Source organism: Verrucomicrobiaceae bacterium (assembly GCA_016713035.1).
Classification (GTDB): domain Bacteria; phylum Verrucomicrobiota; class Verrucomicrobiia; order Verrucomicrobiales; family Verrucomicrobiaceae; genus Prosthecobacter.
This window is the reverse complement of sequence record JADJPW010000006.1, coordinates 129,366-151,091: the sequence shown is the minus strand read 5'-3', so window position 1 is coordinate 151,091 and position 21,726 is coordinate 129,366. Positions and strand designations below refer to the sequence as shown.

Here is a 21,726-nt window from a genome sequence, read left to right as displayed (position 1 = left end):
AGCTCACATAGGACGGACCCAAATGTTCCGCACACGCACGGGGGGCTCATTTTTGTGATCCTGGATGCGGATGGGGGCTTTTTCTGGGAAGTCACCGGTGTAATCGGTGATCTGTTTGTGCTTGGTGGGGCCTAGGATTCGGGTGTGGTTCTGCACACAGATGCCGTTCACAAAGGTGGTGATGTAGGCTGGCTCGGAGACTTTTCCATTCTGGAGCTTCGGAGCGGTGAAGATGATGTCATAGACCTGCCATTCGCCGGCGGGACGCACCGCATTGACCAGCGGTGGGGTCTGGCCATAGACGCCGCCGGTCATGCCATCAGCGTAGGTGGGATTGTTGTGGCAGTCGAGCATCTGCGTCTCGTAGCGGTCCATGAAGAAGATGCCTGCATTGCCTTTCTTCTGTGAATTGCCTGCGGTGTTGGGCTCGCTCATCCATTCAAGGTGGAGCTGGCAACTGGCAAATTCCTGCTTCGTCCAGCAGTCGCCCCCCTTGATGAGGAGTTCACCCTCTTTGAGTTCCCAGGGACATGGGATGATTTTGCCGGTTTCTTTGCCTTTGGCGTCTTTTTCCTTTGCTTGGAGGGTGTCGCTATTTTTGCCGTTAAAGATGATGATGGCATCTGCGGGTGCATCACCAGTTTTTTTGCCAGGAGCGACGGCTACGGGACGCGGGCGATCGATGTCATGCACCTTCCACTGCGTGCCTGGAATGATGGGCGTATCGGAGTAGCCGATGGGGGAGGGTTTATCTTCGGCTTTTGCAGCTTTAGCAGTATTAGGCTTCGAATCGGCAGCCGCGAGTGCTGCGGCGCTGAGGATGAGAGTGGATAGAATGAGTTTCATGTGTGGGCGGCAGCAAACGATGCCGCGAATGCCTTTTTGCAAGCCATGAGCATGACAAAAGCAGTTTTATCGTTCAGTGGAGACTGCTCGGCCACATGTCCTTCCTTTATCGGATTATAAACATCTTTATCGCTGCTTCTGCATTCGCGGCGGAGAGCTACTACACCGCGCCGCGTAGCTATAGCACGACGCGTGATCCTGATCTGCCGAAGTATGCTCAAAAAGGCGTGCTCAAAGAGGCAGCGTGGCTGGATCTCGGCCTCGATTACCGATTTCGCTATGAGTACCGCGATGACGATATTCGGCGGGCACAGGGCGGACTGGACGATCTGATGCTGCACCGCACGCGGGCATACATGGGCGTCCATGATGTGATCGATCCGCTGCGCTTTGCAGTGGAGATGCAGGATGCACGCCGCTACGGCAGTGCCTATCCACGCGACAACCGCGATGTGAACGAATTTGAGTTCACCCGCCTATACGTGGAGCTGTATTTCAAATCGGCGCTGGGCCATGATCTACGCGGAAACCCGCGTCCGCTGAGTCTGCGCTACGGCATTCACAATTTTGAATTGCTGGACCGCCGCCTGATCGGGAACAATCAATGGCGAAACACTGCCAATGCCTTCCAGGGCTTCACCGCGTCACTCGGACAGGAGGCAAATGATTGGCAGATCGATCTTTTGGCCGTGCAGCCGCTCGCACGCAGTCTTTATGACTGGGATCGGCCCGTGGAGCAGATGTGGATGTATGCCGCTATCGGTCACTGGCGCGGCTTTGGGCCGGAGCTGACGCTGGAGCCCTTTTATCTCGGTCTGCATCAGTCTGCGTATGCAGGGGTGCAGGAGCGGAGCGTCCACTCCCCTGGACTGCGGGCCTATGGAGTGCTGGAGGGCGGATTCGACTATGATTTCAGCTACACGCAGCAGTTTGGCAGCAATGGCCCACGAAGCATTCGGGCCTGGGCCGCGACGGCGGAGGTCGGGTATAGCTGGGCGCATGCATGGAAGCCACGAGTGAGCCTTTTTTATGGTCACGCCACGGGTGACCATGATCCCACGGATGGCACGGATAATCGCTTTGAGCGGTTTTATGGTTTTGGCCGCCCCTGGTCCGCGAATGAGTACATCGTCTATGAAAACATCCGCACACCGAAACTGCGAGTGGAACTCACCCCGCGTAAGTATCTGCGCATCGACTTCGGTTACAGCGCCTATTGGTTGGAAAGTGCGACGGATCGCTTCCCCGGTGCTCGGAATGCACGCGATCTCACTGGAGCTAGCGGCAGCTCCCTGGGACAGGAGCTCGACATCCGCGCCCGCTGGCAGGTAAATCAGCAAATTGAAGCGACTCTCGGCTACGCGCACTTCATGCCCGGCAGCTTTGTCGAAACGAATGTGCGCCGAGGTGACAGCGATTTCGCGTATTTGGAAATCAGCATCCGTGGATTCTGAGTGGCCTCACCAGTCCGTCACGGCACCGTCGGGGCTGAACTCACGTAGGACGATTTCCTGCTGGAAGGGGTGTTTCTTCACCTCGGCTTCATTGATGGTGATGCCGAGGCCGGGTTTGGTGTTGGGGCGGACAATGCGGCCTTGTTTTTCGATGGTGAAGCCTTCCTCGACCACGTCCTGACGCCAGGGCACGTCGTTGTGCACGGTTTCGCAGATGATGTAGCTCGGCTGGCTGAAACCGAATTCGAGAGAGGCGGCGGTGCTGACGGGCCCCTGCGGATTGTGCGGGGCTAAGGCGATGCGATGTGCCTCTGCGAGTGCGGCGATGCGCTTCGCAGCACTGAGGCCGCCGCAGTGCGTGATGTCGAGCTGGCAGATCTCGACGGCCCGCTTCTCAAACATGTCTTTGAAGGCCTCTAGGTTCGTCACACGTTCGCCACTGGCCACGGGCGTGGTGAGTGCGGCATTGATCTTCGCCAGACCATCGACCGCCTCCGGCCAGCAGGGCTCCTCGAAGAAGTAGAGGCCGAAATCATCGAGCGCTTTGCCAAACTTCAGCCCCATGGCGGGTGATGGTCGTGCGTGGCAATCGACCATGATGTCGATGTCTGGCCCCACGGCATCGCGCATGGCCGCGACGGCTGCGGCGGCAGCGCGGATGGGTTTCATGCCCTCGATGGGCATGGTGCTGGGCACGGCCATACTTTTAAAGGCGGTGTAACCATCTGCCACGGCCTGCTGTGCCAGTTCGGCGAAGCGTTTCGCGTTGTCGGCGGGTGTTTGGTAAAAATCCTCCATCTTTCCACCGCCGAGGTGGCAATAGGTGCGCACCCAATCCCGCACGGGACCGCCAAAGACCTTGGAGAGTGGCATGTTGGCGACTTTGCCCACGATGTCCCACAGCGCGAGGTCGATGCCAGCGATGGCGGTGGCCCGGACGATGCCATGACCGTGCCAGAAGTGCTGCCGATACATCACCTGCCAGAGATATTCGACCCGAGTCGGGTCCTCGCCGATGAGCAGATGGGACATGTCTTCGATGGCCCCAACAATACTGCGCGTATGCCACTCCAGCGTGGCCTCACCCCAGCCGATGAGGCCGGGCTGATCCGTGACGACTTTGACGAAGACCCAGTTTCGCATCCGGGCGTGGCAAACGAGGGTTTCGATGGCGGTGATTTTCATGATGGAGTTGTACCTGGCATTTCGCGGTCCTCTTTCCCATTGCCGGCGGCGATTTTGATAGCGGACTTCTTCAGGATGCCTTTTTCGAGGACATTGATGCCATAGCAGCGTGTCTGGCATAAACCGCAGCCCACGCATTTGTCCGCGAGGACGACAGGAGCGACAAAGCCGCTGTCTTCGATGGGATTGCCCGCCGCGTCCATCTGGGTGTGGACTTGCACGAACTCGATGGCGTTGTAGCCAGCGGCTGTGCAGTCGTCCACGCAGAGCTGGCAGGCCTCTTTGCCCGCATGTGGCAGGCAGGTTTGCAGATTCAGCTCGGCCAAAGCCATGCGTGTTTTCTTCTTTACCTCTAGCGGCAGTGGCTGGATGGCACCTGTGGGGCAAACTTGGCCGCAAGCATTGCAGCTAGACTCACAACCTGCCCAGTCGGCCTTCACCATGGGTGTCCACAGGCCTACCAGGCCCTGCTCGAAGCCTTCTGCGTGAAGGACGTTGTTCGGGCAGGCTTTGAAGCACTCACCACAACGAATGCACATTTGCAGAAACTCCTTTTCCGGCACGCTGCCCGGCGGACGCACAGGGCGAAACGCCGCCGGATTGTCCAAATCGGCTCCCCACAGGCCTGATGCGGCTTTTGCAGCGGCACCGCCTGTGACGGCTAGCGCACTGCCAGTGGCGAGCGATACAAAACCACGTCTGCCGAGAGGTGTCTCGTGCGTGGGTGGTTCGTTGCGATTTTTGAGGTTCATCACGTCCCAGCGGTCCACGAACTTGATCGAGAGGCTCGGGCATACGCCGCCGCAGGTCTGACACAGGGTGCAGTCGGACACGCGTGTGGTGAAGTCCGGCTTGATGGCGTCAAAGGGGCAGATGTCCACGCATTTGCGGCATTTGATGCAGGTGTCCTCTACCTTGCGCTCGGTCACACGGAAAAGATTGGCCACGGAAAACACCGCACCGCTGGGACAGACGTATTTGCACCAAAAACGCGGGCGAAGCAGTCCCAAGCCGAGTACGCCGAGAAAGAGCAAAATCGAAATGCCATGCCCGGCATGAAATGGCACCACGAGATGCCAGCCGCGTAGAAAACCCGTCTGCAATGGTTCACCGAGGAAAAGCAGGCCCCGCGTGATCACCGGAATGGCGGCAAAAAAGCCGCTGATGAGCACACCACCTGCGGCTGCCACCAGAGTGCCGAAAAGGAGGTAGTATTTGATGTGAACCCACCAGCCCTCCCCTTTTACGCGAAAGCGCCGAACGCGGCGTCCGACGAGCCAGTCAAACAAGTCGATGAGCGAGCCCAATGGACATAAGTAACCACAAAAGCCGCGAGGGATTATTAGGCACCCCAGTAGGATGATCCCAGCACTGAGCAGAGAGTAAATCCAGCTCCGCGATGCGATGGCAGTGCTCAGACTCACCAGTGGATCGATCCGCAGAAAAAGATCTGCAGGCAGTACGGCCTCTTTTTGAGCCAAATCATCGGTGTAATGCGAGGGCCATGGTTTTTCGCCTGCAAGCAGGGCATCCAGCGCGGACTCAGTGGCGGGCGCTTCATCTGTCGAGGCTGGTTTGGCCGTATAGGGCCAGCATACATAAAAAAACGAGACTAGGAACGTCACGAGGCAAATCGCCTGAATCAGCCGCCGTAGGGGTGCGGAGGCCATCGTCGGCCCGATCCGCTCTAAAATGCGTCGCGCTTTCCCAGGCGGCTTGCGATCCGCCTTTTTCGCTCGTTTGAGCGTAGGGAGATAGTGGTTGAGGCGCATGGAAGAACCGTGGTGCGGAAAGCGAGATGTGTGAGCGGCCTAGTGCGGAGCACAAGGTCGCAGTTTTCTCATCCAACACAGCTTCTCTACGCCTTAATGTGAAACACGAAGTGCCGCATCGAGAACTTTTGACGGAGGCGCGGCGAAGTGACGCCGATTCATCTTAAGGCTCGATGACCGATGTCTGCCCATTCCCACTATGAGTCTACGAAGTCAAAAAATGCGATCGTAGGCAGCATTTACTTCTTCGCCTCAGCAGCGGGCGGAGAGGTGGGTGCAGGAGCAGGCTTGAGTTCGACTTTAGGTGCCTCCGGGAGCGGGGCTTTGTCCTTGATCACATTAGCGGCGGATGTGGCGCTGACAGGCGGGGTGGTGACCGTGATGGGGGCGGAGGTAGCGCTGGCTGGCGGCGGCACGGAGCTAGTGGGGGCCGCTGGGGGTGGTGCTGAAGAGGAGGGCATCAGGCCGGGAATGGTACCAGGAGTGAGACCGGGGATGACGGGCTGGGTGGGCTCTTTGGGGGACTCGTCTTTTTTCTCCGTCAGGATTTCGGAGCGCTTCTTGAAGATGGTATTGATGGTGTATTCGCTGACTTGGTAAACCCAGCCGTCGAAGCCTTTTTCTTTAGCGAGCTTGTCTTCGAGTTCTTTTTTGGTTTTGGCGAAGGCCTCGTCCGCTTTCTTTTTGTCTTCTTCTTTTTCGTCTTTCACGGCGGGGCGCTTATCGGCGATCTTGGCGGTGGTGGTGACGATCATGAAGTATTTGTCCGCGCCATCGACGGCTTTTTTGGCGGCCTGGATGGTGTAGGTGAAGCCGTCAAAGGTGGTGATCACGGCTTTGACGGAGTCCTTCATGGTTTCAGCGGCTTTTTCCTTCGGCTGGACGTCATCAAACTGTGGGGCACTGAGGAAGCTGGCGACAGAGGCTTTGCCGTTGTCGAGACTCTCTCCTGCCTTGGCACCTTCGAGGGTGAAGTCGGCGTCGGATTCGGCCTTTTTCGAGACTTTCCAGGAGTCTTCAGGTTTGGCGGCGATGACCTCTAGGCTCTGGATATTGGCGACGTTGACAAAGTCCTTCAAAAGCCAGGCAGCGGGATCATTGGCGAGGCCTTCGTATTGATTGGCGACTTCGTAGATGTTTGTGTCGTCTTTGAGGCGGATGAAGCGATTGCCAGTGGGGCCACCGCCGAACATGGCCATTTGGTCATTGGAGCCCCCGGAGGAATTGACTTTGCCACCGAGCACCATGCTATGCTTCACCCCGCCAGTGTCGTCATGCAGCTCGACGAGTGTACCGACACCATAGGCTGTGGCATCGCCAGGCGAGTTGACGCCGATTTTGCCCCAGGAGTCTTTACCGACGCGACGTGCGGCTTTGACCTTTTCAAAGCGGAGGGACATGAGCTGCTCTTGGAGCTTCTCTTTGTTGGCGGGGTAGCCACCACGCTCGGCGACGACCCAGCGGTCGCCTTTGACCTCGATGGTGGTCTCTTTTTTGTCCTCTTTGAGGTGGAGTTTTTTGATGCCGTTGATATCGAGCTCTTCAATGAGCAGCTCGCGATGCTTGGCGCTGCCTGTGGAGCGATTGAGGCGTGAGTTGCGCTCGTTGCTCTGGTAATAGGCGATGGCGAGGATGCCGGCGAGGACGATGAGGAGGGTGAGTATCTTCTTCATGACGGAAAGCGGGGGCGGAGAGCTATGGGCGTAGGGCGAAGAGTGGGGGGAGATGGAATGAGTATCTCGGTGACTCGGTTTTCGGACCTTCTGGCTGGGGATCAGGCGGCGGCGGTAGCGGCGCGGCGCTGCATGGCGAGGAGGAGACCAATGATGAGCAAAAGAAGTGGGACAGCGATGATGTTGAGCACCTTGAGCCAGGTCTTGTTCTGCTCGACTTCCTTATTGACGTCTTTTTTGATTTTGCGGACTTCGAGCTCGATGTTGCGAGAGTTTTTCTCCATTTCCTTGATGTTGGCCATAGTGGCGTTGTCGATGAGGATTTGGCCTTTTTTCAGATCGAGCTGAGGACGGGCTTTGCTGAGCTGTTCGGCGATTTTTTGACGATCCGCTTCGAGTGCGACGAGTTTTGGGCGGTATTTCTCTTCCACCGTCTCACGCATTTCCTTGAGCTTGGAGAAGGGACGGACGGGGGACTTGCGATTACGGACTTGGACGAGGTCACCGCCACCGGCGATGATTTCGACGGCGTTGAGAATCATGGGGAGATTGCCGCCATTGCTAACGAGTCCCACACCTAGCTCACCCTGACGCAGGCTGAAGGCATCATAGAGCATGTCGGAGTCGGAGAATAGGATGACGTTGCGCTCGCTGTCTTTGGATTCTTTGAGGGAACCGTCGTCTTTCTTAGGCTCAGTGGCGGCGGCTGCGGGCTTCGGTGTAGCGGGTGCAGCAGGAGCTGGAGTGATGGCGGCTGGGGCTGATGTCGCTGGAACGGCGACGGGGGGCGTGGTGGCGGTTGCAGGAGCCGGAGCAGAGGCCGCAGCGGGAGTCGGAGTCGGAGTCGGAGTCGGAGTCGGAGCGGGAGTAGGATTGGATGCGGCAGGAGAGGTAGCATCCTGTTCGGCACCGCCAGTTTCTTTGGGAGCGGCGGGGGCGGCGGGTTTGCCGTTGGGGAAGGCGCTTTTGAATTTGCCGTGGAGACGGACGCCTAGGATTTGCTTTTTGCCACTGGGGGTGAAGCTGGTGAGATCTTCGCGGCGGAGTTTTTCAGCGGCGGCTTGGTCGATGAGCTCGGATGTCTCCGAGCTGGTGGCGAGGGTGATGGCATCGATGCCTTCTTTTTTATCGACTCCAAAGGAGCCTGCACCCATGAGAGTGAGGGATTGCAGGCCCGTGGTGAAGCGATCGTCTGCATTCAGCGACTTGGCGGGGATCTGGAGCGCGGTAGGATTGATGCGGCCCTGGATCATGCCGCGGTAGTTCATGTCGGCGACGATCTGGTCTTTTTTGTAGTTGATGCCCCAGGCTTTAAAAAGGGTCGCCAAATCGGAGGTGTTATTGACCATCTGTCCAGGCTGACCTGTCATGGGATTCTGCTGACCGCTGTAAGCTTGTGCGAGGAGACTCTGTGAATCGACAAAGGCGATGACGTTACCACCGCCGAGGAGGTATTGGTCGATGGCGTATTCGGTGCTCTCCGTGATGTCAGCAGGGTGAATGAGGATGAGGACGGTGATGTCACTGTCGACCTTGTCGGTGGCGAGGGGGACCTCACGCACCTCGTAATCGGCACGGAGCTGCTGGATGACGGCCCAGGGCTCTTGGCCACGCTGGCGCTGCATCATGTACATGGGAGAGCCACCGATGGGCATGGCACTCATGTAGCCGACGATGGTCTTGGCGGGCTTGATCACCTTTGCGACAGCACGGGAGACTTCATATTCCAGGGCGGTCGCATCATCAGGGCTGAGAAAGGGGAGGACTTCTTTCCGATCGAGGCACTGAATGGTCATGCCGAGGTAGATGTTATCTCCCTCTTGATTGACCTGCATGCCACGGACTTCGTCTTCCTTGGCCTTGTCTTCATCATCCGTGTCTGGATTCGGGTGGATGACCTCGAGACTGACATTGCCGCCACTTTGTTTTTCATATTCCAGCAGCAGGTCTTCGATGTTGCGAGAATGGGGTTTCAGCACATTGGGCATGACGCGGTCGTCATTGGTCGCATAGAATTTGATGGTGACAGGCTCATCCGCATTGATGCGGCTGAGGATGTTCTTTGTGCCGGGGGAGAGGGTGAAGAGACCGTCCTCTGTGAGATCGACGCGGAAGTTTCCGAAACCGATGCCGCCGACGAGGTAGTTCACGGCGACGATGACGGCGATGACGAGCAGGGCGGTGATGCCGAGAGTGGCTGTCTTATTGGAAGCGCTCATGCAGGTGAGAGATTGAGAATTAAAGAATGAAAAAGGGTAAGTTCGAAGAGTGGTTCACGATCAAGCACGCTTGGAGCGGAGGCCCAGATCGGTGATGAACAGGGCACCAATGATGACGGAGAGGAAGTAAAGCACGTCGCGGAAGACGAAGATGCCCTTGGTCATTTCAAAGAAGTGATCCATGAAGCTGAAATAGCTGATGAAGCGCACCACACTCTCCCAGCCAGCGGGGACGAAGTTCACAATGGCCTGGGTAAAGCCAGGATCGCCGATGAGGGCGATGCCGAGGCAGAAAGCCACGCTGATGATGAAACACACCACCTGGCTGCGGGTGATGGCGCTGATGGCGGAGGTCACTGCGAGGCAGGCCAGAGCGTACAGATAGCTGGCGACGTATCCGCTGATGATCGGGCCCGTATCAGGCTCTCCGAGCCAGCAGACGGTGATCACGACGGTGCAAGTGAGGGCCAGCGCGATGAGCCAGACAAATGCCGCCGCGAAGAATTTCCCCAAAATGGCCTGCCAGGGGGAGACGGGCATGGTCATGAGCAGCTCGATGGTGCCGAGGCGATGCTCCTCCGACCACAAACGCATGCCCACAGCGGGAGCGAGCACGGTGTAGATCCACGGATGCCACACGAAAAAGCGGGAGGACAGCGAGACGTCATCGCTATCGAGGATGCGTGAGAAGAAGAACGTGAAGCCCATCGTGGTCAGCAAAAAGATGATCACGATGACGTAGAGCACGGGCGAATTGAAGTAGCCGAGGAACTCGCGTTTGAAGACGGCGAGGGTATTGTCGATGTCGCGTTTAGTCATGAGCGGAATATCGAGGGGTTGGAGTGGTTGGTTGGAAAGAAAAAAGAGTGGGCGGTGAGGGAGGCACGATCAGGCGTGTTTCTTCTCGGTATCGCTGCGGGTGACGCTGCGGAAGACTTCATCGAGGCTGTTGCAGCCGGGGACGAGCTTGCGGAGTTGCTCGGGGGTGCCATCGGCCACCACTTTGCCGCGGTCGATGATCATCGCACGGGAGCAGGCGGCATCGACTTCCTCCAGGATGTGGGTGGAGAAGATGATGGCCTTATTCTGGCCCATGCGCTTGATCATGCTGCGCACCTCATGCTTTTGATTTGGATCGAGGCCGTCGGTGGGCTCATCCAGGATGAGCACCTCTGGGTCATGGATGATGCTCTGGGCGAAGCAGGTGCGGTGGCGGTAGCCTTTGGAAAGCGTATCCACACTTTGATTCCGCACGCGGTCCAGGAAGCAGAGATCGAGCACGCGGTCGATGGCCTTCGTCTTCGCCGCGCCGTGGATGCCGCGCAGCTCCGCGCAGAAGCCCAGGAAGCTAGAAACCGTCATATCGGAGTACAGCGGCGCATTTTCCGGCAGGTAGCCCAGGATTTGCTTCGCCTTCTCGGGCTCTTCCAGCATGTCGATACCACCGAGGCTCACCGAGCCAGCCGTAGGGCGGAAATAGCCAGTGACCATACGCATCGTGGTCGATTTGCCCGCGCCGTTCGGGCCGAGGAAGCCGAGTACTTCGCCTTTTTCGACTTTGAATGACACGTCATCGACGGCCACCTTCGAGCCGAACTCTTTTCGGAGATTCTTCACCTGGATCATAGATCGTGGGGTTGGATGGGATTTGGGGGTTGGAGAGATGGTTGAAGTGACACGCTGTCGTGGCGGGTCAAAAAATCTCGCCAGCCAGCGGACGCTTAGAAACGCGGGCGGGCTTATAGATGGAGAGGCAGGCTTCTCAACTGAAAAATTGTGCCTACCATGTAAATGCATGCCCTGAGCGATCCAGGACCCCAGTTCGAGCCCGCCTCCCCCGTCCAGAGCCATCTCCAAGTCCCTCTTTCCTCGAAAATGGGGCTCTGCGACACTAATAAGCCGGGTTTATAGTCAGTAACCGTGAATCCGCAGAACTCATCTTCGTGATAGGTGTCTCAAAACGACAGCAACCGTAGCCATCGAAGGAAATCCGCCGGAGTGAAATCAATCCTTCGTCGCCTGCATCGAAGTCGGCGAACACACTGCCGCCCTGTAAAGAAAAGCAAAAGTGACAGGGACGCGTCGGCATCACCGGAAATGTCTCGACTGCAATACTCATATAGCCTCTCTGATCAGGCGACGACGAGCGCAAGACGTTGCTGACACGCCAGATAGCCTTCGAGCCGTTTTACTGCATCCGTTTTGTTGGGCCTTGGCGGTGATTTGGCGGCTGTCCATGGTGTTATTTCTGGTCGTCCAAGTAAATGGCGCGTGACTCTGGAACAGATGACTCATCAATGATGATCTGGCCCGGGCTGGCCCCGTGAGATGAAGCCTCATCCATGCCGGATCGGCCATAGCCACCCGAAACCGCGATGGACGAAACGAAGGAACTGAAAATCCATAGTCCGGCAATTGTCAGGCAGCAAACAAAGCCAACAACACCGACCCACGCACGAGGAGCCAACAACCAGATGCGCGGCCCAAGAATGGGCAATGTAACCTGGTGGTGTATCTGAACCGATGCTGCCATCGCTACGGGAAAACCCGGCTCAACCTGTGAATCAATGTCCGCCTTCACACTAGCCAAAGCGTCATCCAATGAGTTCTGAAGCTCCGCATCGGTCTGCGGCTTGTAGAGTATCATCAACCAAAAAGACACTGTGATTGGAACCAGTAATGCCAATCCCAGTAAACATGTTGCGAGCTTCGTTGACAGCATGGCGTGCGTATTAGTTGGCCAACGACTAACCGCTGGCACCGCAGTGGCGGCGGAGGGCGTTGGAAGCTGGGTTGAGGTTGAAGTGTGAGTGAAGCATGGAAAAAGCGAAAGTCGCCACTGCGGTTGCCAGCCGCGCCTTCGGCCCTCGGTTTACGGCGACTCGGTAGCATGGCCTCGGATGATGTCGAGACGATTGGGTGGTGCGTCCGGGGCAAGAAAGTCAGGGATGGTCGATGGGGTGCGCCGTGGGCGCTTCAAGAACTCTACGGGCCACTCTGCAATCCGCTCCGTGGTGACATGAACATACTCACCGGGAGAAACTTCGTTGATGTGCTCGCGCTGCAATATGAGAACCAATGGCTCCTCCGCCCCGGTGATGGCCTCCGAGCACTGCAAAGCTTCCTCATAGGTGGCGAAGGTATAGAAATAGTCGTTCCCTTCATCCTCGTCGGGTGCTCCTCGCTCAGGGTGACACCAGACTCGATACTCCAGCACCTCATCCCAAACGTAGCCACCGCCTGCTCCCGCTGTCGCAGGATAAGAACCTACCTTCTCGGCATCAACTGCATCAGGATAGTTGGGCATTGCACTGTTTGTGGGCCTAACGTTGTTTAGTCACAATAAACTATGGGCGAATCTGATTCCTTCACCGTTATCTGTGGACGAGCCGGTCCGAGACTAGCCAGCCGCTCTTCCTTTGGCAAGCAACGGCTTCTCCATCGCATGAGGCATGCGGGCCTTCCCTTCCAAGTTTTCGAGGGTGGTGTGGGAAGGGTGACAGGCGCAATCCTGTCAACTCCACTCGATTCGGCCTCTTGTTGTCGTGGTGTCTGTGGTGATGGGTCATATGTCAACGAGCTTGGCACCCGCCGAGCGACAGCGCTCGATCAAGAACTCTAGGGCCTCTGGAGTGATTTGCGCTAATGGAATGGTGGAATATGCCGATCCTCGGAATCCAATAAACATAAGATCCCGGTAGCGCCTCAACTCTGAAATGGCAGACCATGACAATGACATCGTTCCGAGTGGGCTTGTGGCTGCAATGTGTGAGTCTGTCAGTGAGTAGCTGGCCCGACCATCTGAGATCGACGCCAACTTAGCCTGTGAACGACGAAGACCTACAAAGTAGGCTCCGACATAGATCAATATGGTAAATGACATTATCGTCAGCGCGATGATCGACACCGTGGTGAATCGGCCAGACCAAAGATCAACAACAACGGCGGCGGCAAGTAGTCCAAAGGCTATCGCGAGTCTGCCGACACGGTGAGCGCGAAAGAACCACGCTCTCCAGGCGATTCTCATCATCGAAGGTTCAATCTGAACGTCAAAATTGTGCATCAGGCGGCAATGGACTCTGTTTCTTGGCCGACTCAAGCGTAGCCACCGTCGCCCGAGGGAGCGGGTGGATGCGCGAGGATCATTCGGGTTAAGGTGAGCATGGAAAAAAGAAAGAGAGGACAGTGGTTGGCTACCGCGCTTTAATGTTCGGCTTTCCAAGGACGGGCTGTATGGCAACGAACTCCGGATCGGCATCTGAATCCCACGGATAACACCCATCAAAAGCAGACGGCCATACGACCTGAAAGACAGGAAACTCTTCCTCGCCGTAATATCGCATAGCTAACAAACAATACTCTGCGAATGTCGATCTAAGAACCTCAACAAACAGGACATCGCAGTCCACAAGAAGCTCGTCGGTTGGTTCTGAAAGATCGAATGGCGTGCCTTCACGAGCCTTAAGGGCGATGTCTGAAAGTAGCCCAGCAGCTCTCGCTGGCGGAAGCCCGAATACGATCAGCTCGGGATGAGCATAGGACTTGTAGAGACCTGTAGTATAAGAAAACTGAGGGGGATCGCCCACTACCGACATGGTCGAAAATCCGTCCTCGTCGATCCTCCGAACATGGTCATCGAAAAAGGCTTTCTTATCAGAATCTGAGATCATTTGGTGGTAGCGTGGTTTTCTGGCCTAACGGCTCGGATCAGGCGGCGGCGAGCGCAAGACGATGCGGACACGACAGATAGCCTTCGAGCCGTTGCCTGTATCCATTTCGCCCTGGTATGGGCAATGTTGCAGCGAAATCGGAGAGGCTTTCATACGTTTTGGATTGGCTGTTCGGTTTTCGCTGTAATGACCTCCAAACTCTGCGAGATTTTCACATATCCGCACAAAGGCATTCGAAGTCTCTGCTGTGAGGATTGAGCATAGAGCGTCTCAAAACCAAATGGCTTCGTGATGACCCATCTCTCAAAGCGATCAATCCTGCCGCTGGCGTCCTCAACGCACAATACATCTGACTCGAACCAAAAACGACTTGGCAATGAGTCACACTCAAAAAATGCGCTCACTCCGGTAACCAGTAGGACACCCGTGATATTCTGCGCGAAGTTGGCTAGGTCGAAATCGTTGCGATCGAGGAAAAGTCGCAGCACAAGAAAGGCCAATGCGGCCCGTGAGAATACCCACCCGAAGAGTAGGGATCTGTAACGTTTGGAATGGATTACGATCATCTTGGGTTGGCCGACGTTGTTTAGTCACAATAAACTGTGGGCGGATCTGATTCGTTCACCGTTATCTGCGGACGAACCGGTCCGAGACTAGCCAGACGCTCTCCCTTTGGCAAGCAACGGCTTGTCCATCGCATGCGGCATGCGAGCTCTTCCTCCCAAATTTCGGGGGTGGCGTGGTTATCGCCGTCACCATGCCTTCCGGTATTCGCTGCCGGACCTGGACTGCCTCTGCCATCCTATCGTCCGGCGGATCGTCCAAATGTCATAGTCAGGTGGATTCATGAGCCAGCTTCATCGTTGTGTCGTTCGGAAGGCAATCTGGCACAAAAAGCCGCCGGGGTGAATCCGGCGGCTAAGTAGGGGGATTGGGGGGCTTTTTCGGCGGTCAGGTCACAGGCGCTTCACGCGGAAGTTGCGGAAGGCGACGGGGTCGTTGTGGCCAGCGAAGCCGATGTGGCCGGTTTTGTTCGCGATGCCTTTGGGGATCACTTTGTGGCCGGTGAGATCGACTTTATCGAGGTCGGCCTCAAGGATACGCGTGCCGTTGAGGGTGACTTTGATCTTGTTGCCACGGATTTCGATTTCTTCGAAGTTCCACTGGCCTGCGGGGCGGAGGAAGCCGGGCTTGGCTCCAACGAGGTGATAGACGGAGCCGTGGTATTGATACTCCTTCAGCTCTTTGCCGGGGTGGGCTTTGTTGTAGCCGTCGTTGTCGATGACTTGGATTTCCAGGCCGTCTGAGGCGCTGTGCCCGCCCACGGGGGTGCGGAGGGCGATGCCGTTGTTGCAGCCTTCGGGGATCTGGACTTCAAAGCGGATGATGCAGTCGGTGTATTGTTCTTTGCTGAGGAGGTCGCCGCCTTTGCCTTTTTTGCAGACGATGGCTCCATCGACGACTTCGTAGTTCTGCACGGCTCCCTGCCAGTTGCTGAGGTCGATGCCGTTGTCGAGGCGGGTGAAGCCCTCCTCCGCCCAGTTGCCGCCCAGGGTGGTATTGGATTCTTCGGCGGTGATTTCGCGGATGAAGACGTTGCGCCAGCGGATTTCGCTGCCGTGGGTCTGGAGCTGGATGGGGCCACGGGCAAAGGTGGGGTCTGGGATCCAATTGGCAGGTGCAGCGGGTGCGGCTCCTTTTTTGTCGTCTTTTTTGCCGTAGGCGAGGTAGCCGGCTTTGCGATTGGCAAAGAAGTTTTCCAGCACGGCATTCTTGACGATGACTTCGCCATTGAGCGTGACGGTGGCACGTTCGCCGATCATTTTGACGTGAAAGGTGTTCCACTCGCCGATGGGCTTATCCATGAGCTTGAGCGGGTTTTTGCCTTCGGGGCTCTTGTTGTTCCAGAGGCCGCCAGAGCCGAATTGCTTGCCCAGGGAGAGTGCTTTTTCGTCTTTTTCAGTGAAATCCCAGATCTGCACCTGGGGGATGCCGCGCAGGTAGATGCCGCTGTCGCCGAGGGGGAGCATCTTGTAGTCCACCCAGAGCTCGAAGTCGCCGTAGTCCTTGTCGGTGGTGAGGTAGAGGCCTTTGCCGTCATTGACGAGCTCGCCGTTCTCGACTTTCCAGTGGGCGTGGATGTGGTCGCCTTTGTCGTTGCCTTTGGCGTCTTTGAGCCCGCCTTCGATGGAGTGCTTCCGGTATTCGGCTCGCTGCTCAGGCGTCATTTTGGCGAGGTCCGTGGGATCTTGCGTGCCCCAGCCATACCAGCCTGCGAGGTCCTTGCCATTGAAGAGGGCGGTGAATCCGGCTGGAGGCGTGTTGTTTTCCGCAAAGGCACTAATCGAGGCCGTGGCGAGAGCTAGGAGCAGGGTGAGCTGTGTTTTCATGGATGGGGGAATGAATCAGAACGAGGCATGAGTCGGAGGAAGTCGTGTTCATCTTTCACCCGCAGGAGAAAGAGTGGCGGAGAGTTTCCTCTCGACACCTCGGGGCCATGCGTGGAGGTTTTTGACGCATGAAAATACCTTCCCGTGCTCTTTCCGCCTACCTGCTGCTCTCGCTGACTTCCTATCTGCCAGCGCAACAGCCAGCGTCTGCCCCACCCGCTCCTGCTGCTCCAGCCCAGACACCTACGGCACCGTCGGCCCCCGAGTCACCCGAGCAAATCCGTGCTGAGGCGACCAAGACCGCCCAGGAGATACTCCAGCAGATGTTTAATCCGTCCATCCCCCTAGAGGAGCTCGAAAAGCTGGCCAAAGATGCGAACAAAATGGGGGTGCCACGCCAGCAGATCATCGAAGCACGTCTGATCTATGGCCTGCGGAACCTGAATGTCCCCTATCTGCTGAAACTCCTCCCCGAGGCGGAGGTGCTGGCCAAAAACTTCGATCCAGCTCAATCTGCGGCCATCCCTAGTGCCGAGGCGGTGCAGTCCTTCATCGCCTACATTCATGCACTCAAAGCGAAGGGCGACGGGAACAAGGATGAATTCAAAAAACACATCCTCGAAGCCATCTGGCTACAGCCCTCACAGGCCCCCGTTTTTATCCAGACCATCGAGTCGCATCGGCGTGAGATCAAAATGGCCACGCTGAAAGTGGACATGGCGCTACCGATCGTCACCTCCATGGGAGAGACGACGACGCTGGGTGATCTCGTGCATGGAAAAAAAGCGGTGCTCATCGACTTCTGGGCCTCGTGGTGTGGCCCCTGCATGCAGCTCATGCCTACCCTGAAAAAAGAGGCGGAGGAACTGGCGAAGTACGGCATCGCAGTGATCGCGATGAATAAAGATGATGAGGTGGCGGAAACCATCGCCGAGCGCATTCGCAAAGAGCAGGACATGCACATCCCCTGGCTCATCGAGCCCAAAGAGCGGCCCTTCACCCAGCTCTTTGAAATCCAAACATTGCCACGCACTGTATTACTGAGCCCGGAGGGCAAGGTGCTCTTCAATGGCATGTTGCAAGACCCCGGCCTGTGGGCAGCGCTGAAAAAGATCAATAGCGCCATCGAACCCCCACATTGACGAGCCTCTCCCATGCCTCTCACGCTCGATATTTGCACCTTTGATCCAGGCTCCGGTGCCAAATCCCCGGCAGCCTACGCGGCGGAGGTGACGGAATGCGTAGAGACCGCTTGGGACAGCGGTGCAGACATGGTCCTGCTGCCAGAGTTCACCTGGATGGGGCTGGAGCCGCTGGTGGAGCCACCCACGCCCGCTGGAGTGGCCCGTGTCTTCTGGGGAGAGATCTATCCCACCCTGTGCTCCCTGCTGCGCAGGCCTGGAAAGGGCGTGGTCCTCGGGACGGCTCCCTTTTGGGATGCAGACCGCGCAGCATTGAAAAACCGTGCTCCAATCCTGCTCGACGAAAGCGATCTTTATCAGGACAAGCTGCACCTCACGCCCTGGGAGTCGATTTTCACGCCTGGAGATGCTCTGCGGCTGTTTGACTTCGGCGGAGTGCGCTTCGCTGTGGTGATCTGTTTGGACATCGAGATCGCCGAAATCAGTGCCCAGCTACGCGGACGCGGTGTGGACGTGGTGCTCGTGCCCAGCGCCACCGAGACGCTGCTGGGCGTGGAGCGCGTGGACCGCTGCGCCTCCGCACGGGCCGTGGAGCTAGGCTGCATCACCGCCGTGAGCCATCTCACTGGCGGTGCCCCCTCACAGCTCATCGACGAGAATGTAGGCCGCGCTGCCGTTTACTTTCCCTCACAGTCCCCCTTTGGCCATGAGCCACGCTGGATCGAGGGGCCCATCATCTCGCAGGGGCTCCAGAAGCAGCGCGTCATCATCGACAAGCATGCACTCGATCACATGCGCCGACTGACAGCGGAGACGAATCCATCCCTACTCGCTCGAACCGGAGATTTCACAGTGATCGATGTGGGGGAATGAGCTAGGCTCAACGCCCCTCATTTCGCTCCTGAGCGAGCGCTTTGGATACGGCATTGATGATGGCCTCACTGGTAATAGTGGCGCGGCTAGTGGCATCCACTTGTTTGACGCCTTGTTTGGCGATGATCTGCTCCGGCACATCACGCATGGAGGAGTAGTACTGCTTCTCTTTGTGTTGGGTGATTTGGACGCCTTCGATTTTTTTGCCACTCACCTTCACACTGACTTCCACTTGGCCTTCGTAACCGAGGCTGCTGTCTTTGTAGGTGCCATCAGCCACTTTGGACACGTCGGAGAGTTCGTAGAGCCGCAGGGCCTCAAGACTGGCCTGGGCACGGTTTTGTGTGCGCTTCAGGCGATCTGGTTTCTGGCCCGCAGGCGGCGGAGTGCTCACCACTTTCTCGTAGAGAGCTTTCGCCTGGGGGATACGACCAGCGAGGCGACAGGCATCTCCTGCTAAGAGCCATGCATCAGGGTCATTATATTCATCGGCCATTTCGAGAGCGCGGTCCGTCTCCTGCATGTCCCCGAGGAGCTTGATTGCGTTGAGCGTGAGATATTGCGACCGACCGATGAAATCGAGTGCCATCTGCTTGCTACCGAGACGCCAATAACACTCGGCCAGATGGATGCCCGGCGGATCATTGGCCGTGATTTCTGCCTGCTGCCACCACCAGGCGGCGCGGGCGTAGTCCTGAAAGAAGCGGAAGTGCATGTTCGCCAGCTCCTTGGTGGCGCGGGCTTTGAGAGCAGCGTCGGGCTTCGTCGCGAGCAGGTCGTGCATGAGCTTCACGCCTTCTTTCCAGCGGTTGGTGTTCGGATTGATGATGTCCCAGATGAATTGGCCGACATTCTTTTGGTTGTTCCAGCCCTGGGGTGGCTTCTCCGGCCAGGAGAGATCGAGTGTCTTGGGCAGATTCAGCCCTGTGGATTTCAGCCAATCCGGCTCAGAGGGTCCGACTGAGGAGATGAATGCTTTCACCTCCGCTGGAGTGCGCGTGGTGGGAGTTGCCGCGACCGCCGCCGCTGCACCGATCATGCTACGCACACCACCGACGGTGATGGCCCGCACGGTCGCATACGGCACTGTGCGCTGCGTCAGCTTGCCACTGAGCAAGAACTCCACTGTGAGGGTCTTTGCAGCAGCATCATTGGCGAGCACTTTGCCCTCTACTTTGGCACCACTGATGAGCTCGATTGTGTCCGCACGGCTTACCACCACCACGGTTAAGAAAAGGAGTATGGAGAGCGTCTTCATCCGATCAGGCGGCAAAAGGAAAGCCCGCTGTGGCATTGCGGCGGCCATTTTTGGTGATGAATAGCGCATCCGTGCCGGGAAAAGAATGCAGCAACTCCAGCCCTCGCTGTGGCCCGAGCACAAAGATAGCCGTGGAGAGTGCATCTGCCGTCATCGCATCCGGTGCAGCAATCGAGACACTGGCTAGCTCCATTGGCGACAGTCCGCTGTGAGGGTCAATGATGTGGTGGCGGCTGAAATCGCCGCTGAAAGCCGTCTCATAGTCGCCTGAGGTGGCTAGAGCACGGTCGGGCAGCTCGGCCATCGCGGCGAAGGCAGCTCGATCACGCGGATGCTGTATACCGATGCTCCACGGCCTACCACGCGGGCTCTGGCCCATGCCTGCGAGCTCGCCGGCATCGATCAGCGCATGCTGCACGCCGTGCTGCCGCAGCACCCGCAGAGCCGCATCCGTGGCGTAACCCTGGGCGATGCCATTGAGCGTGATGGCCATGCCTTTTTCCATCTGCACTCGCTCAGGGCTGATATGCACACGCTGCCAGCCCACCTTGGAAAGCACCGCCGCATCCGCTGCGGCACCTTTCAGTGCCCAAAGAGGCTGTACGGTCATATCAAAGGCTCCAGCGGACTTTTCAGCCATCTGTGCCGCAAAACGCAGTACCTCCAAAAACTGCGCATCCGGTGCTTCCAGCACGGAATGTCGATTCAGTCGGCAAATCTGGCTTTCAGGCCGGTAGAGGCTCATCACCGACTCGATCTGCTTTAGCTCGGCAAAGGCAGCTTTCAGCGCATGCTGTGCGGTGGCCTCATCCGCATGCAGTGCCGTGATCGAAACATTAGCGCCGAGTGCCTGGGACTGCTGTGTGACCTTCTTGAGCCCATCTTGCCAGCGCCACCACCCCGCTGCACCACAAGCCCCTGCCGCGAGTGCTAAAAAACGGCGACGGCCCGGCTGCGGAGGTGGTGAATGATTCATGCCCGGCCAGAACGTCGCCAAGGTGCCATTCGTTGCGCAAAATCCTTTCTGCATTTGCGCAGCGCCAAGAAGAGCACCTGACTGAACAGTGCAAAAAACGCCACACGGGTCGAATCCTAGAGCGATGCCCTTGAACTCATGCTTGACGGATTGGATGTGTGAAAGTCCCTTCGACGGTCAGTCTGGTCAGTCACCGCAGCTCGTACATACCTCTATCCCATTGCATGAAACCGAACCTCATTGTCCTTGCCTCACTCTTCCTCAGTTTCCCCCACTTACTGAGTGCACAAAATGCGGCGGACCTTCCCGGCTCCAAAGACCCCGCTGGGCTGAAACGCTATGAGGGCACGCGCACAACATTTTTTGAAGAAAAGGCCTTTGGCAGCTACACACTGCCTCTGGGAAAACTGACGAAAAAGTCGAACGTGAACATCTTTGCCAATAGTTTGGCGCTGGAGGGCAAAGTGACGAAAGTCACCTACATCAGTAACGATCCCAATCGCACGGCGCTGGAAGTCTTTCGGAACTACCAGAGCGAGCTCGCCGCAGGTGGCTGGGAGACGCTATGGACAGGCACGGGCGAGGAACTCAGTGCTGGCAAAGGCATTCTGTTTCGTTCTCTTTTTGCGGATCGCCCCGGTGGCACCTTTGCCCTTAGTCATCCTGGGGCCCAGTATTTAGCAGCGAAGAAAGGCAGCGCCCATCTGGCGCTGTTCGTCGCGAACTTCAAAGCAGGCACCGTGAACCCCAAGAGCCTACAACCGAAAGCGGGAGTGCCAGTGATCGCTATCGACCTGATCGAATCCAAGGACATGGAGGAAAAGATGGTGCTGGTCAAAGCGGAGGAAATGGCCTCTGGGATCATCCAGCAAGGTGTGGTAAACCTCTACGGCTTTCATTTCGACACCGCTTCCGCCACATTGAAGCCAGAGTCTGATGCCACACTTGATGAAGTGGCGAAGCTGCTCAAATCAGACCCCGCACTGCGCCTGCTCGTCGTCGGCCATACCGACATCGTGGGAAAATTCGAAGGCAATATCGAGCTGTCTAAAAACCGCGCAGCAGCAGTGGTATCCGCACTCACGCAGCGGCTCCCCGCTGCCGCCACCAGACTCACGCCCTGCGGCGTGGGCTATCAGTGCCCCATCGCCAGCAATGGCAGCGAAGAAGGCCGGGCGAAAAACCGCCGTGTCGCACTGGTGAAGGTGGAAAATTGAAAATCATGTTCCCGATCCATCACCGCTCCACCTCAGGAAAAGCGGGCCATC

General features: G+C 57.3%; 17 protein-coding genes. 4 read left to right on the top strand and 13 right to left on the bottom strand.

The features are described from left to right. Positions 1–3: 3 nt before the first annotated feature. Positions 4–846, bottom strand: a complete 843-nt coding sequence (locus tag IPK32_17735) for a DUF1080 domain-containing protein (GenBank protein ID MBK8093759.1) — start codon at positions 844–846, stop codon at positions 4–6. 95 nt (positions 847–941) lie between these two features. Here IPK32_17735 and IPK32_17730 point away from each other — a divergent pair, with 95 nt between their 5' ends. Then, positions 942–2,300 (top strand): alginate export family protein, encoded by a 1,359-nt coding sequence (locus IPK32_17730; GenBank protein MBK8093758.1) that lies wholly within the window; start codon positions 942–944, stop codon positions 2,298–2,300. A 6-nt stretch (positions 2,301–2,306) separates the two neighbouring features. On the opposite strand, the gene IPK32_17725 is transcribed toward IPK32_17730, so the two are convergent. The 10 genes from IPK32_17725 to IPK32_17680 form a co-directional block, all read right to left on the bottom strand. Next, entirely contained in the window at positions 2,307–3,485 is a 1,179-nt protein-coding gene (locus IPK32_17725; protein MBK8093757.1) for a D-galactonate dehydratase, read from the bottom strand. Continuing rightward, positions 3,482–5,257, bottom strand: a complete 1,776-nt coding sequence (locus IPK32_17720; GenBank protein MBK8093756.1) for a 4Fe-4S binding protein — start codon at positions 5,255–5,257, stop codon at positions 3,482–3,484. The genes IPK32_17725 and IPK32_17720 overlap by 4 nt, the downstream gene beginning before the upstream one ends. 239 nt (positions 5,258–5,496) lie before the next feature. Further along, positions 5,497–6,930, bottom strand: a complete 1,434-nt coding sequence (locus tag IPK32_17715; protein ID MBK8093755.1) for a hypothetical protein — start codon at positions 6,928–6,930, stop codon at positions 5,497–5,499. A gap of 101 nt (positions 6,931–7,031) precedes the next feature. Further along, positions 7,032–9,149 (bottom strand): GldG family protein, encoded by a 2,118-nt coding sequence (locus tag IPK32_17710; GenBank protein ID MBK8093754.1) that lies wholly within the window; start codon positions 9,147–9,149, stop codon positions 7,032–7,034. A 60-nt stretch (positions 9,150–9,209) separates the two neighbouring features. Beyond that, positions 9,210–9,968, bottom strand: a complete 759-nt coding sequence (locus IPK32_17705; GenBank protein MBK8093753.1) for an ABC transporter permease subunit — start codon at positions 9,966–9,968, stop codon at positions 9,210–9,212. Between the two features lie 69 nt (positions 9,969–10,037). Then, positions 10,038–10,775 (bottom strand): ATP-binding cassette domain-containing protein, encoded by a 738-nt coding sequence (locus tag IPK32_17700; protein ID MBK8093752.1) that lies wholly within the window; start codon positions 10,773–10,775, stop codon positions 10,038–10,040. A gap of 616 nt (positions 10,776–11,391) precedes the next feature. Continuing rightward, positions 11,392–11,796, bottom strand: coding sequence for a hypothetical protein (locus tag IPK32_17695; GenBank protein MBK8093751.1), 405 nt, complete (start codon positions 11,794–11,796; stop codon positions 11,392–11,394). Positions 11,797–12,021: 225 nt separating this feature from the next. Further along, entirely contained in the window at positions 12,022–12,456 is a 435-nt protein-coding gene (locus IPK32_17690) for a GCN5 family acetyltransferase (protein ID MBK8093750.1), read from the bottom strand. 886 nt (positions 12,457–13,342) lie between these two features. Next, the gene (locus IPK32_17685; protein MBK8093749.1) at positions 13,343–13,819 is read right to left on the bottom strand and encodes a DUF4262 domain-containing protein; all 477 of its coding nucleotides are present in this window, start codon (positions 13,817–13,819) and stop codon (positions 13,343–13,345) included. Between the two features lie 956 nt (positions 13,820–14,775). Beyond that, positions 14,776–16,209, bottom strand: a complete 1,434-nt coding sequence (locus tag IPK32_17680; GenBank protein MBK8093748.1) for a DUF1080 domain-containing protein — start codon at positions 16,207–16,209, stop codon at positions 14,776–14,778. Positions 16,210–16,337: 128 nt separating this feature from the next. Between IPK32_17680 and IPK32_17675 the strand changes: the two genes are divergently transcribed. Both IPK32_17675 and IPK32_17670 read left to right on the top strand, forming a co-directional pair. Next, entirely contained in the window at positions 16,338–17,351 is a 1,014-nt protein-coding gene (locus tag IPK32_17675; protein ID MBK8093747.1) for a TlpA family protein disulfide reductase, read from the top strand. Between the two features lie 12 nt (positions 17,352–17,363). Then, positions 17,364–18,224, top strand: a complete 861-nt coding sequence (locus IPK32_17670) for a hypothetical protein (GenBank protein MBK8093746.1) — start codon at positions 17,364–17,366, stop codon at positions 18,222–18,224. Between the two features lie 7 nt (positions 18,225–18,231). Here IPK32_17670 and IPK32_17665 read toward each other — a convergent pair whose 3' ends face one another. Together IPK32_17665 and IPK32_17660 are read right to left on the bottom strand one after the other, a co-directional pair. Beyond that, positions 18,232–19,482, bottom strand: coding sequence for an FMN-binding protein (locus IPK32_17665; protein ID MBK8093745.1), 1,251 nt, complete (start codon positions 19,480–19,482; stop codon positions 18,232–18,234). 4 nt (positions 19,483–19,486) lie between these two features. Beyond that, entirely contained in the window at positions 19,487–20,458 is a 972-nt protein-coding gene (locus tag IPK32_17660) for an FAD:protein FMN transferase (protein ID MBK8093744.1), read from the bottom strand. 224 nt (positions 20,459–20,682) lie between these two features. On the opposite strand from IPK32_17660, the gene IPK32_17655 reads away from it, so the two are divergent. Beyond that, positions 20,683–21,675 (top strand): OmpA family protein, encoded by a 993-nt coding sequence (locus IPK32_17655; protein MBK8093743.1) that lies wholly within the window; start codon positions 20,683–20,685, stop codon positions 21,673–21,675. Positions 21,676–21,726 lie beyond the last annotated feature (51 nt).